The organism is Streptomyces sp. Da 82-17 (assembly GCF_046098215.1).
GTDB lineage: Bacteria > Actinomycetota > Actinomycetes > Streptomycetales > Streptomycetaceae > Streptomyces.
Genome location: NZ_JBJURH010000022.1, coordinates 84,231 through 100,095, shown reverse-complemented (window position 1 = coordinate 100,095; position 15,865 = coordinate 84,231). Strand labels below are relative to the sequence as shown.

General features: G+C 71.3%; 15 protein-coding genes. 7 read left to right on the top strand and 8 right to left on the bottom strand.

Going from position 1 to position 15,865, the window contains the following annotated elements; all coding sequences use genetic code 11:
* Nucleotides 1–4: 4 nt before the first annotated feature.
* From folP to ACIDOF_RS30195, 5 genes are all read left to right on the top strand, one after another.
* Nucleotides 5–868, top strand: coding sequence for a dihydropteroate synthase (folP, locus tag ACIDOF_RS30215; protein ID WP_409009330.1), 864 nt, complete (start codon nt 5–7; stop codon nt 866–868).
* Nucleotides 865–1,353, top strand: coding sequence for a nuclear transport factor 2 family protein (locus ACIDOF_RS30210; protein WP_409009329.1), 489 nt, complete (start codon nt 865–867; stop codon nt 1,351–1,353). Before folP ends, ACIDOF_RS30210 begins: the two co-directional genes overlap by 4 nt.
* 189 nt (nt 1,354–1,542) lie before the next feature.
* On the top strand, nt 1,543–1,902 hold the full coding sequence (folB, locus tag ACIDOF_RS30205; RefSeq protein ID WP_409009328.1) for a dihydroneopterin aldolase: 360 nt from the start codon (nt 1,543–1,545) through the stop codon (nt 1,900–1,902).
* On the top strand, nt 1,899–2,498 hold the full coding sequence (gene folK / locus ACIDOF_RS30200) for a 2-amino-4-hydroxy-6-hydroxymethyldihydropteridine diphosphokinase (RefSeq protein ID WP_409009327.1): 600 nt from the start codon (nt 1,899–1,901) through the stop codon (nt 2,496–2,498). The genes folB and folK overlap by 4 nt, the downstream gene beginning before the upstream one ends.
* A 100-nt stretch (nt 2,499–2,598) precedes the next feature.
* A complete protein-coding gene (locus ACIDOF_RS30195) occupies nt 2,599–3,084 on the top strand; it encodes a DUF3180 domain-containing protein (protein ID WP_409009326.1) in 486 nt (161 codons plus the stop codon).
* 370 nt (nt 3,085–3,454) lie between these two features.
* Here the strand turns inward: ACIDOF_RS30195 and ACIDOF_RS30190 are convergent, their stop codons facing one another.
* The 7 genes from ACIDOF_RS30190 to dacB all read right to left on the bottom strand — a co-directional run bounded on the left by ACIDOF_RS30190 (nt 3,455) and on the right by dacB (nt 12,144).
* On the bottom strand, nt 3,455–4,465 hold the full coding sequence (locus ACIDOF_RS30190) for an aldo/keto reductase (protein ID WP_409009325.1): 1,011 nt from the start codon (nt 4,463–4,465) through the stop codon (nt 3,455–3,457).
* Between the two features lie 108 nt (nt 4,466–4,573).
* The gene (gene folE / locus ACIDOF_RS30185) at nt 4,574–5,179 is read right to left on the bottom strand and encodes a GTP cyclohydrolase I FolE (protein WP_409009324.1); all 606 of its coding nucleotides are present in this window, start codon (nt 5,177–5,179) and stop codon (nt 4,574–4,576) included.
* A gap of 139 nt (nt 5,180–5,318) precedes the next feature.
* Nucleotides 5,319–7,364, bottom strand: a complete 2,046-nt coding sequence (gene ftsH / locus ACIDOF_RS30180) for an ATP-dependent zinc metalloprotease FtsH (protein ID WP_409009323.1) — start codon at nt 7,362–7,364, stop codon at nt 5,319–5,321.
* A 186-nt stretch (nt 7,365–7,550) separates the two neighbouring features.
* Nucleotides 7,551–8,090 (bottom strand): hypoxanthine phosphoribosyltransferase, encoded by a 540-nt coding sequence (gene hpt, locus ACIDOF_RS30175; RefSeq protein WP_282515425.1) that lies wholly within the window; start codon nt 8,088–8,090, stop codon nt 7,551–7,553.
* A 43-nt stretch (nt 8,091–8,133) separates the two neighbouring features.
* The gene (gene tilS, locus ACIDOF_RS30170) at nt 8,134–9,216 is read right to left on the bottom strand and encodes a tRNA lysidine(34) synthetase TilS (protein WP_409009322.1); all 1,083 of its coding nucleotides are present in this window, start codon (nt 9,214–9,216) and stop codon (nt 8,134–8,136) included.
* Nucleotides 9,217–9,428: 212 nt separating this feature from the next.
* The gene (locus tag ACIDOF_RS30165) at nt 9,429–10,559 is read right to left on the bottom strand and encodes a zinc-dependent metalloprotease (RefSeq protein WP_409009321.1); all 1,131 of its coding nucleotides are present in this window, start codon (nt 10,557–10,559) and stop codon (nt 9,429–9,431) included.
* A 64-nt stretch (nt 10,560–10,623) separates the two neighbouring features.
* A complete protein-coding gene (gene dacB / locus ACIDOF_RS30160; RefSeq protein ID WP_409009320.1) occupies nt 10,624–12,144 on the bottom strand; it encodes a D-alanyl-D-alanine carboxypeptidase/D-alanyl-D-alanine-endopeptidase in 1,521 nt (506 codons plus the stop codon).
* Between the two features lie 198 nt (nt 12,145–12,342).
* Between dacB and ACIDOF_RS30155 the strand changes: the two genes are divergently transcribed.
* Both ACIDOF_RS30155 and ACIDOF_RS30150 read left to right on the top strand, forming a co-directional pair.
* Nucleotides 12,343–12,834: an inorganic diphosphatase gene (locus ACIDOF_RS30155; protein WP_409009388.1), complete on the top strand. Its 492-nt coding sequence runs from the start codon at nt 12,343–12,345 to the stop codon at nt 12,832–12,834.
* Nucleotides 12,835–12,998: 164 nt separating this feature from the next.
* Nucleotides 12,999–14,654 carry a threonine/serine exporter ThrE family protein gene (locus ACIDOF_RS30150; protein WP_409009319.1) on the top strand — a complete coding sequence of 552 codons (1,656 nt, stop codon included), beginning with the start codon at nt 12,999–13,001 and terminating at the stop codon, nt 14,652–14,654.
* A gap of 80 nt (nt 14,655–14,734) precedes the next feature.
* Here ACIDOF_RS30150 and ACIDOF_RS30145 read toward each other — a convergent pair whose 3' ends face one another.
* Nucleotides 14,735–15,754 (bottom strand): DedA family protein, encoded by a 1,020-nt coding sequence (locus ACIDOF_RS30145; RefSeq protein ID WP_409009387.1) that lies wholly within the window; start codon nt 15,752–15,754, stop codon nt 14,735–14,737.
* Between the last annotated feature and the right edge of the window lie 111 nt (nt 15,755–15,865).

The following is a 15,865-nucleotide window of genomic DNA, read 5'->3' as shown; positions in this document are numbered from 1 at the left end:
AGGCATGAGTACGTTGCGCGGCCGAGGCTCGGTCGAAGGCCTTCCGGAGTGGGACCGCTGTGCGGTGATGGGAGTCGTCAACGTGACGCCCGACTCCTTCTCCGACGGTGGCCGCTGGTTCGACACGACGGCCGCCGTGAAGCACGGCCTCGACCTGGTCGCCCAGGGCGCCGACCTGGTCGACGTCGGCGGCGAGTCCACCCGCCCCGGCGCCACCCGGGTCGACGAGGACGAGGAGCTGCGCCGGGTCGTGCCCGTCGTGCGCGGCCTGGTCTCCGAGGGCGTCACCGTCTCCGTGGACACGATGCGCGCCACCGTCGCCGAGCAGGCCCTCGCCGCGGGCGCCGCGCTGGTCAACGACGTCAGCGGCGGCCTCGCCGACCCGGCGATGATCCCGGCCGTCGCCGCCGCCGGCGCCCCCTTCGTCGTCATGCACTGGCGCGGCTTCAGCGAGGACATGAACAGCCGCGCGGTCTACGACGACGTGGTCGCCGAGGTCGTCGGCGAGCTGCACGCACGCGTGGAGGCGGTCGTCGCGGGCGGTGTCGCCCCCGAGCGGATCGTCGTCGACCCCGGCCTCGGCTTCGCCAAGGGCGCCGAGCACGACCTCGCCCTGGTCGCCCACATGCAGGAGCTGCGCGCCCTCGGCCGGCCGGTCCTGGTCGCCGCCAGCCGGAAACGTTTCCTCGGCAGGGTCCTGGCCGCCGGCCCGGACTCCGCCCCTCCGCCCGCCCGTGAACGCGACGCCGCGACCGCCGCGGTCTCCGCCATCGCCGCCCACGAGGGCGCCTGGGCGGTCCGCGTCCACGAGGTCCGCGCCACCGCCGACGCCGTCCGCGTAGCCCGCGCCGTAGAAGGAGCCAAGTGACGCCCCGTACCGACATCGAAGCCGTCGAGACCGCCAACACGACCTTCTACGAGGCTCTGGAGCGCGGCGACTTCGAGGCGGTCTCGGACCTGTGGCTGCCCGACGACGGCGACGGCGAGGCGCCCGCGGTGTCCTGCGTCCACCCCGGCTGGCCCGCCCTCTCGGGCCGCGGCGAGGTCCTCAGGTCGTACGCCCTGATCATGGCGAACACCGACTACATCCAGTTCTTCCTGACCGACGTGAAGGTCTCGGTGCACGCCGACACCGCCCTCGTCAGCTGTACGGAGAACATCCTCAGCGGCGGGCCCGCCGAGGAGGGCGCCGACCTCGGGCCGCTCGTGGGCCAGCTGGTCGTCGCGACCAATGTGTTCCGGCGCACACCCGACGGCTGGAAGCTGTGGTCGCACCACGCCTCACCGGTGCTCGCGGAGACCGACGACGAAGAGGGCGGCGCGGGGCCCGAGGGCGGCGAGACACCCGCCTGAGTGGGTAGGGGCCCGGCAGGGATTGGATGCCCCGCGCCCGGGGTATGGGCGGCTACCAGCCGAGCGAGGGCCTGTCCGGAACCCCCGTGGGCAAGGACTGTCAGCACCCGCAGGTAGATTCGAATGGGTCTCGCGAGCCGACCGCACTCGGCGGGGACCACCGAACCGACGATTGCAGGAGTGATTCGCGTGGATCGTGTCGCGCTGCGCGGCCTCAAGGCCCGCGGGCACCACGGTGTCTTCGCCCATGAACGGGAAGAGGGCCAGACCTTCGTCGTGGACCTGGTGCTCGGCCTGGACACCAGGGCGGCCGCGGCCGACGACGACCTGGCGAAGACCGTGCACTACGGCATCGTCGCCGAGGAGGTCGTGGCCGTCGTGCAGGGCGAGCCCGTCGACCTCATCGAGACCCTGGCGGAGCGCATCGCCCAGCAGTGCCTCAAGCACGAGGCGGTCCAGGAGGTCGAGGTGGTGGTGCACAAGCCGAACGCCCCCATCACGGTCCCCTTCGACGACGTGACCATCACCATCACCCGGAGCCGCGCATGAACACGCAGCAGAGCGACCCGACCGTACAGCCGGTGCCCGCCTCCGTGGTGGAACAGGTCGACGCCGCGGACACCACCCTCAGCAACCCGAAGTTCGCCGTCATCAGCCTCGGCAGCAACCTCGGCAACCGCCTGGAGACCCTCCAGGGCGCCGTGGACGCCCTGGAGGACACCCCGGGCCTGCGCGTGAAAGCCGTCTCGCCGGTGTACGAGACGGAGCCCTGGGGCGTCGAGCCCGGCAGCCAGCCGTCGTACTTCAACGCGGTCGTCGTCATCAAGACCACGCTCCCCCCGTCCTCGCTCCTGGAGCGGGCGCACGCCGTGGAGGAGGCCTTCCACCGCGTACGGGACGAGCACTGGGGCCCGCGCACCATCGACGTCGACATCGTGACGTACCAGGACGTCGTCTCGGACGACCCGGTGCTCACGCTCCCGCACCCGCGGGCGCACGAGCGGGCCTTCGTCCTGGCGCCCTGGCACGACGTCGACGCGGAGGCGCAGATTCCGGGCCGTGGGCCGGTCTCCGAGCTGCTCGCCGGGGTCACCCGCGCGGGCGTCACGCCGCGTGCGGACCTGGAACTCCGGCTGCCCGAGTAGTCGTTAGGGTCAGGACGGGCCCCGCGCCGGGGCCCGCCGCCCGGCCCTGCCGGGCCCGACCGGCACGAGCACGAGCACGACGAAAGAGGCGACCGCCACCGTGAAGCAGCTGCGCATCCGGACGCTGATCGGCCTGTTCCTGGTGGCCGGGGTGCTGTCGTGGGCCGGCGCCCGGCTCTGGGACTCGCTCGCCGAGCTGCCGAGCGTGCCTCTGGCGGCGCCGATCGTGCTCGGCGTGATCGCCGCCGTACTGCTCGCGACGGCGCTCTCCATCCGCTCCCGGCTCCGCGCCCAGCGGGAGCGCCGCCCCGGCGCGAAGGGCGTCGACCCGATGATGGCCGCCCGCGCCCTGGTCTTCGGCCAGGCCAGCGCGCTCGTCGCGGCGCTCGTCACGGGCATGTACGGCGGGGCGGCCGTGTTCCTGCTCAGCCTCCTGGAGATCCCGGCCCGCCGCGACCAGGCCATCTACGCCGGCTTCGCCGTCCTCGCCGGGGCGGGCGTCATCGCGGCGGCCCTGTTCCTGGAGCGGGTCTGCAAGCTCCCGGAGAACGGCGACGAGGACGAGCCGGGCGCGGCAGCAGCGTGACGGCCTGACGAACCCCTCCGGGCTTCAGCCCTACGCCTTGGCAGGGTCCCGCCTTCCCCTGCGGGGCGGCTCCTTCCCCCTCCCCGCCCCTTCCCGAACCTGGGGCTCCGCCCCAGACCCCGCTCCTCAATCGCCGGAGGGGCTGGTTTTTCAGGGGCGGGAGCGGGCAGGCGGGGGGCTGGTTTTTCAGGGGCGCGGGGAACTGCGCGAGCAACCACGACGGCGGGCCGACCGAACGACGAGCGAACCACACCAGGGGCGCGGGGAACTGCGCAAAAGCCTCAGCCCCACGGCACGGGCAGCCGAACGACGAACCCGAGGGCCATGGGGGCCACGGGGGCCGAGCCCCGAGCCCCAACCCAAGCCCCGCCTACAACAACGTCCCGCCCACCACACTCACCGCCCCCAAAATCCCATCCAACCGCCCCAACACCTCATCCGGCAGAGCCACCCGCGCCGCCGCGAGGTTCTCCGCGATGTGGGCCGGCGTGCGGCTGCCCGGGATGGGGACCACGTGGGGATCCTGGTGCAGCAACCAGGCGAGAGCCAGCTGCGCGGGCGTCAGGCCGAGCTCCCCGGCGATCCCCCGCACCGGCGCGAACCGGTCGTGGTTCGCCTTCTGGTTGGCGGCGTCGAACCGCGGCATGTTCTGCCGGAAGTCGCCGTCCTTCACCTCGCCGACCTGCCCGGTCAGAAACCCCGCGCCGAGCGGCGACCAGGCCGCCACACCGACGCCCAACTCCCGCGCGGCAGCGATCAGTTCGGCGTCTATCGGCCGCCACATCGACCACTCCGCCTGCACGACGGCCACCGGATGCACCGCATGCGCTTCCCGCAGCTGCGCGGCCGTGACGTTGGACAGCCCGAGGTGCCGGACCAGCCCCGCCTCGATCAGCTCGGCGACCGCCCCCACCGTGTCCGCCAACGGAACCTGCGGGTCCGGGAAGTGCGGGTAGTACAGGTCGATCCGGTCCGTCCCCAGCTCCCGAAGGCTCGCCTCGGCATACCCGCGTACGTACTTGGGGTCCGCGTTGACCGCCAGCTCGCCGAACGCGAAGCCGACCGGGAAGGGGTGCGGCTCGGCGCCCTCGGGCAGCCGGAAGCCGAACTTGGTCGCGAGGACGACCTCGTCCCGGCGGGCGCGCAGGGCCCGGCCGACGAGGCGTTCGTTGTGGCCGTCGGCCCCGTAGCCGTCGGAGGTGTCGAAGAAGGTGGCGCCCGCGTCGGCCGCCGCGAGCAGCGCCCGCTCGGCACGCTCGTCGTCGATCTCGCCGTACACACCGGGAGAGAGCACCATCGCGCCGAAGCCGATCGCGGAGACCTCCAGGTCCCCGAGACGGCGGGCGGGCAGGGTGCCGTCGGTCGTGGTGTCGTCAGTCACGACCGGAAGATTTGCACAACTCCCCCTGCCCGCACAGGAGTTGTCCGGGGGAACGGACCCGGAACAACACGCTCCGGACCCGCCCCTCAACGCCTCACTCGGCGCGGCTCACTTCGCCATGATCAGGCTCATCGCCTCGGCCCGGGTCGCCGGGTCGCGCAGCTGCCCGCGCACGGCGGACGTCAGCGTCTTCGCGCCGGGCTTGCGCACCCCACGCATCGTCATGCACATGTGCTCGCACTCGACGACCACGATCACGCCCCGCGGCTCCAGGATCTGCATCAGGGAGTCCGCGATCTGCGTGGTGAGCCGCTCCTGCACCTGCGGCCGGCGCGCGTACACGTCGACGAGCCGGGCCAGCTTCGACAGACCGGTGATCTTGCCGTCCGTGGACGGGATGTACCCGACGTGGGCGACGCCGACGAACGGCACCAGGTGGTGCTCGCAGGAGCTCATCACCTCGATGTCCTTCACCAGGACCATCTCGTCGTGACCCAGGTCGAACGTCGTGGTGAGCACGTCCTCCGGCTGCTGCCAGAGCCCGGCGAATATCTCCCTGTACGCCCGCGCCACACGGCCCGGGGTCTCCCGCAGCCCCTCGCGGTCCGGGTCCTCGCCGACCGCGATGAGCAGTTCCCGTACGGCGTTCTCTGCCCGCTTCTCGTCGAACTCGCCGATCGAGCTCTCGCCGTCCAGCGTCACCGGGTCGGTCATCTGTGCCTCGTTCCTGTTACGACGGGCAGCGTTCCTCCACGACTGCCGTGTGCGCACACAAAAATGCCGCGCCCCCCAAGGCTAGAACCAGGGGGGCGCGGCATCCATTCCGGGCCTGCTGAGCGGCCGGGAGCCGGGATCAGCTCTCCGGTCGGTCCTCCGGGGCGGGCGACTTCGTCAGGTCCGCCGGAGTGGCCGTCTCCGAGGCCGCCGTCACCGCGGGGGTGCCGTTGGCTCCGTTGGTGAGCGACAGCTCCTTCGGCGAGAGCACTGGCGGCCGCGTCGACGGCGTACGCCGCGAGGAGCCGGTCCACGCCGGGCGGGCCGGGCGCTTCACGATCGGCGCGAAGATCTCGGCGATCTCCTCCTTGCCCAGCGTCTCCTTCTCCAGGAGCTGCAGGACCAGGTTGTCGAGGACGTCACGGTTCTCGACGAGGATCTCCCACGCCTCGTTGTGCGCGGTCTCGATGAGCTTCTTGACCTCTTCGTCGACCAGCGCGGCGACCTCTTCCGAGTAGTCCCGCTGGTGCGCCATCTCGCGGCCGAGGAACGGCTCGGTGTTGTCGCCGCCGAACTTGATGGCGCCGAGCCGCTCGGTCATGCCGTACTGCGTGACCATGGCGCGGGCCGTGGCGGTGGCCTTCTCGATGTCGTTCGCGGCGCCCGTGGTCGGGTCGTGGAAGACGAGCTCCTCGGCCGCGCGCCCGCCCAGCATGTACGCCAGCTGGTCGAGCATCTCGTTGCGCGTGGTCGAGTACTTGTCCTCGTCCGGGAGCACCATCGTGTACCCGAGGGCGCGGCCGCGGGACAGGATCGTGATCTTGTGGACCGGGTCGGAGTTCGGCGAGGCCGCCGCGACCAGGGCGTGACCGCCCTCGTGGTACGCGGTGATCTTCTTCTCCTTGTCCGACATGATCCGGGTCCGCTTCTGCGGGCCCGCGACCACACGGTCGATCGCCTCGTCCAGGAAGTGGTTGTCGATCAGCTTCTTGTCGCTGCGGGCCGTCAGGAGGGCGGCCTCGTTCAGGACGTTGGAGAGATCGGCACCGGTGAAGCCGGGGGTGCGGCGGGCGACGGCCGAGAGGTCGACGTCCGGGGCGACCGGCTTGCCCTTCTGGTGGACCTTGAGGATCTCCAGGCGGCCCTGCATGTCCGGGCGGTCGACGGCGATCTGCCGGTCGAAGCGGCCCGGGCGCAGGAGCGCCGGGTCGAGGATGTCGGGCCGGTTGGTGGCGGCGATCAGGATGACGCCGCCCTTCACGTCGAAGCCGTCCATCTCGACGAGCAGCTGGTTCAGGGTCTGCTCGCGCTCGTCGTGACCACCGCCGAGGCCGGCGCCGCGGTGGCGGCCGACCGCGTCGATCTCGTCGACGAAGACGATCGCCGGGGCGTTCGCCTTGGCCTGCTCGAAGAGGTCACGCACTCGGGAGGCGCCGACACCGACGAACATCTCGACGAAGTCGGAACCGGAGATCGAGTAGAACGGGACGCCCGCCTCGCCCGCGACGGCACGCGCGAGCAGGGTCTTGCCCGTACCGGGCGGGCCGTAGAGGAGCACGCCCTTGGGGATCTTGGCGCCGACGGCCTGGAACTTCGCCGGCTCCTGCAGGAACTCCTTGATCTCGTGGAGCTCCTCGACGGCCTCGTCCGAACCCGCGACGTCGGAGAACGTCGTCTTGGGGGTGTCCTTGGTGATCAGCTTGGCCTTGGACTTCCCGAAGTTCATGACTCGGGAGCCGCCGCCCTGCATCTGGTTCATCAGGAACAGGAAGACGACGACGATGAGGACGAAGGGAAGCAGCGAGAGCAGGATCCCGACGAACGGGTTCTGCTTGGACGGCGAGACGGTGTACCCGTCCTTGATGTCGCCGTTCTCGTAGTTCTGCTGCAGCTTGGTGGCCAGCTGGGCGCCCTGGTCGCCGATGTAGCTCGCCTGGATCTTGGCGCTGCCGCCGTACTTGCCCTTGTCGGCGCCTTCCTTCAGTTCGACCTTGATGGTCTGTTCGTCACCGGTGGTGAGCTTGGCGGTCTGCGCCTGCTTGTCGTCGATGGCCTTGATGACCTGCGCGGTGTCCACCGTCTTGAAGCCGCCGGACGAGCCGACGACCTGCATCAACACGACCACGGCGAGGACGGCCAGCACGATCCACATGACCGGCCCACGGAAGTATCGCTTCACGTCCATCCATACGGAGCGGAGTCGCCCCGTCCCTCCTGCCATAGTGAGTTTGATAAGGCGTTGAAAAGACTGTTCTTCGGACGGTACCCCAGCATTGTCACCCGAAGACGCAGGGGACGGCGGGCAAACCCGTCTTCCCCTGCTCCAACGGCGGGAACGCCCCGAGGGTTCCCGTGGGGGTCCGCGCCCTGCTCAGCCGCCGTAGACGTGCGGGGCGAGCGTGCCGACGAACGGCAGGTTGCGGTACTTCTCGGCGTAGTCCAGGCCGTACCCCACGACGAACTCGTTGGGGATGTCGAAGCCGACCCACTTCACGTCGATCGCGACCTTCGCGGCGTCCGGCTTGCGCAGCAGCGTGCAGACCTCGAGGGAGGCGGGCTCGCGGGAGCCGAGGTTGGAGAGCAGCCAGGACAGCGTCAGGCCGGAGTCGATGATGTCCTCGACGATCAGGACGTGCTTGCCCTTGATGTCGGTGTCGAGGTCCTTGAGGATCCGCACCACGCCGGAGGACTGGGTCCCGGCGCCGTACGAGGACACCGCCATCCAGTCCATCGTGACCGGGGTGGACAGCGCGCGCGCCAGGTCCGCCATCACCATCACGGCGCCCTTCAGGACACCGACGATGAGCAGGTCCTTGCCCGCGTACTCCGCGTCGACCTTGGCGGCCAGCTCGGCCAGCTTCGCGTCGATCTCTTCCTTGGTGATGAGCACCGACTCGAGGTCGGTGCCCATGTCTTTCGCGTCCACCCGCACATCACTTTCGGTTCGCCGTGTGTCAGCCCTGCCGGATGACAAGTCTGCCACCCTGCCGCCTGGCCTCCACTCGGCCGGGGAGGTTGATGGCTCCCTGGCCGCGCCAACCGGTGATCAGCCGGTCGACCTCCTCGATGTGCCGGGCGAACAGCGAACCGGCGGGTGAGCCCGCCGCGACGGCGGTGCGGCGCAGGACGCGGCGGCGCACGGCGGGCGGCAGGGCGTAGAGCTTCGCGCAGTCGAGCAGCCCGGACTCGTCGCGTACGGCGGCCTCGGCCTCGGCGGCCCAGGAGTCCAGGGCGTCGGCGTCGTCGCGGGAGAGCTGGGCCGTGCGGGCGAGGGCCTCGACGACTCCTTTGCCGAGCGCCTTCTCCAGGGCGGGCAGCCCCTCGTGGCGGAGCCGGGAGCGGGTGTACGCCGGGTCGGCGTTGTGCGGGTCGTCCCACACGGGCAGCGACTGGACCATGCAGGCCTTGCGGGCGGTCTGCCGGTCGAGCTGCAGGAAGGGGCGGCGGTAGCGGCCGCCGGCGCCGGGTCCGCCGGAGACGGCGGCCATGCCGGACAGGGAGCGGATGCCGGAGCCGCGGGCGAGGCCGAGGAGGACGGTCTCCGCCTGGTCGTCGCGGGTGTGGCCGAGGAGGATCGCGTCGGCGCCGCGGCGTTCGGCGACGGCGTCCAGGGCTGCGTACCGGGCGTCGCGGGCGGCTGCTTCGGGTCCGCCCTCGCGGCCGACGGAGACGGCGACGGACTCGACGGGTTCGAGGCCTAGGGCGGTCATCCGGGCGATGACCTCGGCGGCGCGCAGATCGGAGCCGGGCTGCAGACCGTGGTCGACGGTGACGCCGCCGGCGCGGATGCCGAGCTTCGGGGCCTCGAAGGCGAGGGCGGAGGCGAGGGCCATGGAGTCGGCGCCGCCGGAGCAGGCGACGAGGACGAGCGGCGAGCGGCCGGGCGCGACGGCAGCGGCGGAGGCGGCGGGTGCGGGGGCGCCGCTCGGGGCGGAGGCGTGCGCGACGCGGTCGCGGGCGGCGAGGTCGGTGAGTACGTCGTGGAGTACGCGGCGGACCGCCAGGCGTATCGCCGCGACCGCAGGATGGGGACCCATGGTCCGGTTCCCTTCGTGAAGTTCGGGGGGTGTGTCTCGGATCGAGTCACTTGGACCGTTCGCTCCGAGTTTCGGACTGCTTGCCGTCACTCAGAGTGTGTCGATGGTGACAGAGCCGAGCGGCTACCCGAGCATTGCACGCCTACCCATGACTCACGGTCCCTCGGAAGGGTGATTACGGGGGCCCGAATCTGCCACGGACGGCGCGGCAGTCACGACTCTGCCTTACGGTGCACCCTCGCCACCCAGTCGGCGGGGCTCGCGATCTCCGCCTTGGTGGGCAGGGTGTTCGGGGAGGTCCAGACGCGGTTGAAGCCGTCCATCCCGACCTGTTCGACCACGGCGCGCACGAACCGTTCGCCGTCCCGGTACTGCCGCAGCTTGGCGTCCAGGCCGAGCAGCTTGCGCAGGGCGAGATCCAGCCGCGAGGCGCCCTTGGCCCGGCGCTCCTTGAACTTCTCCCTGATCTCCGCGACGGACGGGACGACGGCGGGCCCGACGCCGTCCATCACGTAGTCCGCGTGCCCCTCCAACAGGGACATCACCGCGGTCAGACGGCCGAGGACCTCGCGCTGGGCGGGGGTCTGCACCAGCTCGACGATGGAGCGGCCGCCCTCGTCCTCCTCCGGCCGGCCGTTGCCCGCGAGGGAGGAGGCGGCCTCGCGCAGCCGCTCCAGGACGGTCATCGGGTCGACGTCGGTCTCGTCGAGGAACGACTGGATCTCGCCCTCCAGGTGGTCCCGCAGCCAGGGCACGGCGGTGAACTGCGTGCGGTGCGTCTCCTCGTGCAGGCAGACCCAGAGCCTGAAGTCGTGCGGGTCGACGTCGAGTTCGCGCTCCACGTGCACGATGTTCGGCGCGACGAGGAGGAGCCGGCCGCCGCCCTCGGCCGCGCCGGGGAGCTCACGGCTGGGCGGGGCGAACGTCTCGTACTGGCCGAGGACGCGGGAGGCGAGGAAGGAGAGGAGCATGCCGAGCTCGACTCCGGTGACCTTGCCGCCGACGGCGCCGAGCATCGCGTTGCCCGGTCCCGAGCCGCGGCGGTCCTGCATCTTGTCCAGGAGCGGCTTGAGGAGTTCCCGGAACCCGGCGACGTTGGCCCGCACCCAGCCGGCCCGGTCCACGACCAGGACGGGGGTGTCGTGCGCCGCGTCCGTCGCCATCCGCGTGAAGGAACGGACGTGTTCCTCCGACGACTTGGCGTGTCCGCGCAGCTCGGTGACGACGGCCCGCGCCTCGTCCCGGCTGACCTCGGGGCCCGGCCGTACGAGCCGGGTCGCGGTCGCCACCGCGAGATTCCAGTCGACCATCCCTGCAGATGCGGCACCACCGATGCTCGTCATGCGTCAACCGTACGTGCTCGAACCGGCGGATGAAGGGCCTCGGAACGTCACGGAAGGGGCGGCGTCAGCGGCAGCCGCAGTTGGCGACGGCCGAGGCGAGGCGGTCGAGGCCGGACTGGGCGGCATTGGGGTCGCCGGTGCCGGAGGCCGTGAAGGCGAACACGAGGAGCCGGCCGTCGGCGTCGACGACGCTGCCGGCGAGCGTGTTCACCCCCGTCAGCGTGCCGGTCTTGGCGCGGACCAGACCGACGCCGGGCGCGCTCGCTCCGCCGGAGTAACGATTGCGCAGGGTGCCGGTGAAGCCGGCGACGGGCAGCCCGGTGAGGACCGGGCGCAGCTCGGGGCGGTCGGGGTCGGCGGCGCGGGCGAGGAGGGCGGTGAGCAGTCCGGCGCTCACCCGGTCCTCCCGGTAGAGGCCGCTGCCGTCGGCGAACTTCGCCTTGCCCAGCGGGAGTTCGAGCTTCTTCAGCTCGCTCTTGACGGCCTTGGCGGCGCCGTCGAAGCTCGCCGGTTCGTCGGCGGCGATGGCGGTCTGGCGGGCGAGGTGCTCGGCGATGTCGTTGTCGCTGTGGGTCAGCATCCGCTCGACCAGCGCGGCCAGCGGCGCGGACCGCACCGTTCCGACCTCCTCCGCGTCCTTGCCCGCCGTCCGTGACTTCGGCTCGCCCTTGACCTTGACGTCCCGGTCCCGCAGCAGGTCGGCGAAGGTGCGGGCGGCGTCCCGCGCGGGTTCGGCGGTGCGTGGGGCCGGGCCGCTGGTGGAGTCGTCGAGGCGGCCCTCGTCGGCCATGAGGGCGCTGATGGGCGCGATGTTCTCGTTGGGCCCGATGGGGTGCTGCCCGGGCCCCGAGTACGCCGAGGTGTCGTACGACAGCTTCACCTCGGCCACGTCCCGGGTGCGCAGGGCGCGGGCGGTGGCGTCGGCGAGGGTGTGCAGGCTGGCGTTGCCCTGGTTTCCCTTGCGTGCGGTGAGCGTGGGGTCGCCGCCGCCGACCAGCGTGACGCGGTCCTTCTCCAGGACGGCGCGGGTCGCGATGCGGTGGTCGGGGCCGAGGGCGGAGAGGGCCGCGGCGGCGGTGGCGATCTTGATGGTCGAGGCGGGCGTGACGGGGTCGCCCGCCTTCGCCCCGTACACCTCCTTGCCCGTGGCGGCGTCGACGACGGAGGCGGTGCGGGCGGTGCCGAGGGCGGGGTCCTTGAGGAGGGGGTCGAGCACGTCGGCGAGGGCGCTCCCGGTGGGGGCGGGGGCGCCGCCCGCGGGGGCGCCGAGCCCGGTGAGCACGCCGGGGGCGCTCGGGGCGACGTTCGGCTCGCCGCCGCTGCCGTGATCTGCGCCACCGTCCCGGCCCGCGGAGTTGCTCAGGGCCCGCTCGGCCGTACGCTGACCGGAGTCCCAAGGGCCGGCCGCGGTCACCGCCACGGCCGAGATCGCGAGGCCGACCGTGGCCGCGCACGCCGTGAGCTGCCAGGTCGTGAGCTTCCGGAGCCGCGGGGCGCCGGACGGGCGGGCCGGCGGAGGGAGCTTCAGGGGAAGCTCCGGCCGTCGCAGCGCGGAAAGCCGGCGCACCTTGAGCTCGGGCACCACGACCAGCCCCTTTCGCGATCACACACCTGCGTGAGGGACACTTAATCACTGCGTCTTGCCGCGGGATCGCACCGCGGTGGGTCCGGCCACATAAAACGGTCGGAGTTGGTGCCCGCGGAGTAGCCGCTGTCCGCAGCGGCGTCCCACGGGAGGACGCAGCATCGTCCGTTGTTTGTGTTGATCATGGAGGAGCATCCGGTGGAGTTCGACGTCACGATCGAGATCCCGAAGGGTTCGCGGAACAAGTACGAGGTGGACCACGAGACCGGTCGTATCCGTCTGGACCGTCGCCTGTTCACCTCGACCAGCTACCCGGCCGACTACGGCTTCGTCGAGAACACCCTCGGCGAGGACGGCGACCCGCTGGACGCCCTGGTCATCCTGGACGAGCCGACCTTCCCCGGCTGCCTCATCAAGTGCCGCGCCATCGGCATGTTCCGGATGACGGACGAGGCCGGCGGCGACGACAAGCTGCTGTGCGTCCCCGCCTCGGACCCGCGCGTGGAGCACCTGCGGGACATCCACCACGTCTCCGAGTTCGACCGCCTGGAGATCCAGCACTTCTTCGAGGTCTACAAGGATCTGGAGCCCGGCAAGTCCGTCGAGGGCGCCAACTGGGTCGGCCGCACCGACGCCGAGGCCGAGATCGAGCGTTCGTACAAGCGCTTCGAGGAGCAGGGCGGTCACTGACCTTCCGCGCCCCGCGTCCACCGGAGAGGCCGCGCGTACCCCTTGAGGGGGTGCGCGCGGCCTCTTCGCGTGTCCATGCTCATACTGGCCATATCGGAGGTGCGTACGAGGGCCGCAAGGGCTGCCAGCACTCGTCGGCCCAGTCAATTCAGAAGGTGAGGAAGGTGGCTGACACAGCGGAGGAGGAAGACCGCAAACCGCAGTCGGACGAGGCGCACAGCGCGTTCGCACCTGTCGGTGGTGTGGAGACTCCCCCCGTGCCGGAGGACGAACATCCGACCTCCGAGTTCACCATCCCCGAGGGGCTGCGGATCCCGCCCGCCCCGGAGGACACGGAGACGTCGGCGTTCAAGCCGCCGCCCAACTACGAGGCGCGGAACCTGGTCGCGTTCACGCCTCCCTCGGGCGTCCCCATGGTCAAGCTGACCAAGGAGGCGCCCTGGCAGGACCGGATGCGCACGATGCTGCGCACCCCGGTGGCCGAGCGGCCGGCTCCCGAGGCGACGCAGCGGCACGACGAGGAGGCCGGCCCGCCGGTGCCGCGCGTGCTCGACCTGACCCTGCGTATCGGCGAACTGCTGCTCGCCGGCGGTGAGGGCGCCGAGGACGTGGAGGCGGCGATGTTCGCGGTGACCCGGGCGTACGGCCTGGACCGCTGCGAGCCGACCGTCACGTTCACGCTGCTGTCCATCTCGCACCAGCCGTCCCTGGTCGACGACCCGGTGACGGCCTCGCGCACGGTGCGCCGGCGCGGCACCGACTACACACGTCTGGCGGCGGTGTACCGGCTCGTCGACGACATCGGCTCCGAGGACATCGAGGTGTCCCTGGAGGAGGCCTACCGGCGCCTCGCGGAGATCCGCAGGAACCGGCACCCGTACCCCACGTGGGCGCTCACCGCGGCGGCCGGGCTGCTCGCGGGCTCGGCGGCGACGCTGGTGGGCGGCACGGTCGTGGTGTTCATCGCCGCGGCCGTCGGCGCGATGCTCGGCGACCGGCTCGCCTGGCTGTGCGCGGGCCGCGGGCTGCCGGAGTTCTACCAGTTCATCGCGGCCGCGATGCCGCCCGCCGCGATGGGCACCGCGATCAGCCTCCTGGACCTGCCGGACGTACGGGCCTCCGCGGTGATCACCGGTGGCCTGTTCGCGCTGATCCCCGGGCGGGCCCTGGTCGCGGGCGTGCAGGACGGCCTGACCGGCTACTACATCACCGCGGCCGCCCGCCTCCTGGAGGTCGGCTATCTGGTCGTCGGCATCGTGATCGGTGTGCTGACGGTGCTCTATCTGGGCGTGCGCCTGAACGCCGGGCTCAACCCGGAGACGACCATCCACAGCGTGAACCGGCCGGTGATCCAGACCCTCGCGGCGATGGCGCTGTCCGCGGCGTTCGCGGTGCTGCTGCAGCAGGAGCGGTCGACGGTGCTGCTCGTGACGCTCAACGGCGGCGTGGCCTGGGTGGTGTACGGGGCGATGGCGAACGCGGGCGAGCTGTCGCCGGTGGCCGCCACCGCGGTCGCAGCCGGCCTGGTCGGCCTCTTCGGCCAGCTGCTCTCCCGCTACCGCTTCGCTTCGGCGCTGCCGTACGTGACGGCCGCGATCGGGCCGCTGCTGCCCGGTAGTTCGACGTACTTCGGGCTGCTGAACATCGCGCAGAACGAGCTCAACAACGGCCTCGCGCAGCTCTCGAAGGCCGCCGCGCTCGCCCTCGCCATCGCGATCGGCGTGAACCTGGGCGGCGAGCTGGCCCGGCTGTTCCTGAAGGTGCCGGGCACCGAGGGCCCGGGCGCCCGCAAGTCGGCGAAGCGCACACGCGGCTTCTGAGCTTCCGGCGCACGGCTCGGACACACGAGGAAGGGCGGTCGTACGCGACGTACGACCGCCCCTCCTTCGGCTGTCGGCGGCTAGCGCCGTGCGTGCCCGCCGTAGTAGGGCGGCTGGTTCGGGTCCTGCGGGTCGTACGCCTGGTTCTGGCTCTGGCCGTACTGCTGGTGCTGCTGCTGGTACGGCTGCTCGTACGCCTGCTGGTTCGGGTCGTACTGCTGGGGCTGCTGCTCGTACGGCTGCTGGTTCTGGCCGTACGGCTGCTGCTGGTACGGCTGCTCGTACTGCTGCTGGTACGGGTAGTAGGCCTGCTGGTGGCCGTACTGCTGCTGGTGCTGCATCGCCTGCGGGGGCTGGGGGCGCTGCGGGTGCTGGTGCGGCTGGTGGGCGTGCAGCTGCTGGGTGGGGTGGTCGACGCCGGGGGCCTGGGCGGCCGGGTTCGCCGGGGGCGCCTGGGCGGGGGCCTCGGCGGCGGCCTTCTTGCTCTTCGAGCGGGCGCGCAGGAACTCGACGATGATCGGCAGGACCGAGATCAGGACGATCAGGATCAGGATCGCCTCGATGTTCTTGTGCACGAAGTCGATCTGGCCGAGCCAGGCCCCGAGGAGCGTGACACCCGCGCCCCACAGGATGCCGCCGAGGACGTTGTACGTGATGAAGGAGCGGTAGTTCATCCGGGAGACGCCGGCGATGATCGGCGTGAACGTCCGCACGATCGGCACGAAGCGGGCCAGGACCAGGGACTTCGGGCCGTGCTTCTCGAAGAACTCGTGCGCCTTCGTCACGTTCTCCTGCTTGAAGAAGCGGGAGTCCGGCCGGTTGAACAGCGCGGGGCCGACCTTGCGGCCGAAGAGGTAACCCGCCTGGTCGCCGAGGATCGCGGCGATGCACACCAGCGTGCACACCAGCCACAGCGGGGTGTCCAGCTTGTCGGTGGTCACCAGGAGGCCCGTGGTGAACAGCAGGGAGTCGCCCGGCAGAAAGAAGCCGATGAGGAGGCCGGACTCGGCGAACACGATGATCAGCAGGCCGACGAGTCCGAACTTGTTCAGCAGAAAGTCCGGATCGAGCCAGCTTGGTCCGAGCGCAAGCGTCGTCATCACGGGTCCGGGCTCCTGGGGGTGTCGGTGGAGAGGGAACAGCCGATGCGGCCGCCCAAAGCTATCAACGCAAGGAACCAGGGCCAGGTTCCACCGTGCTCCCCCAGGATG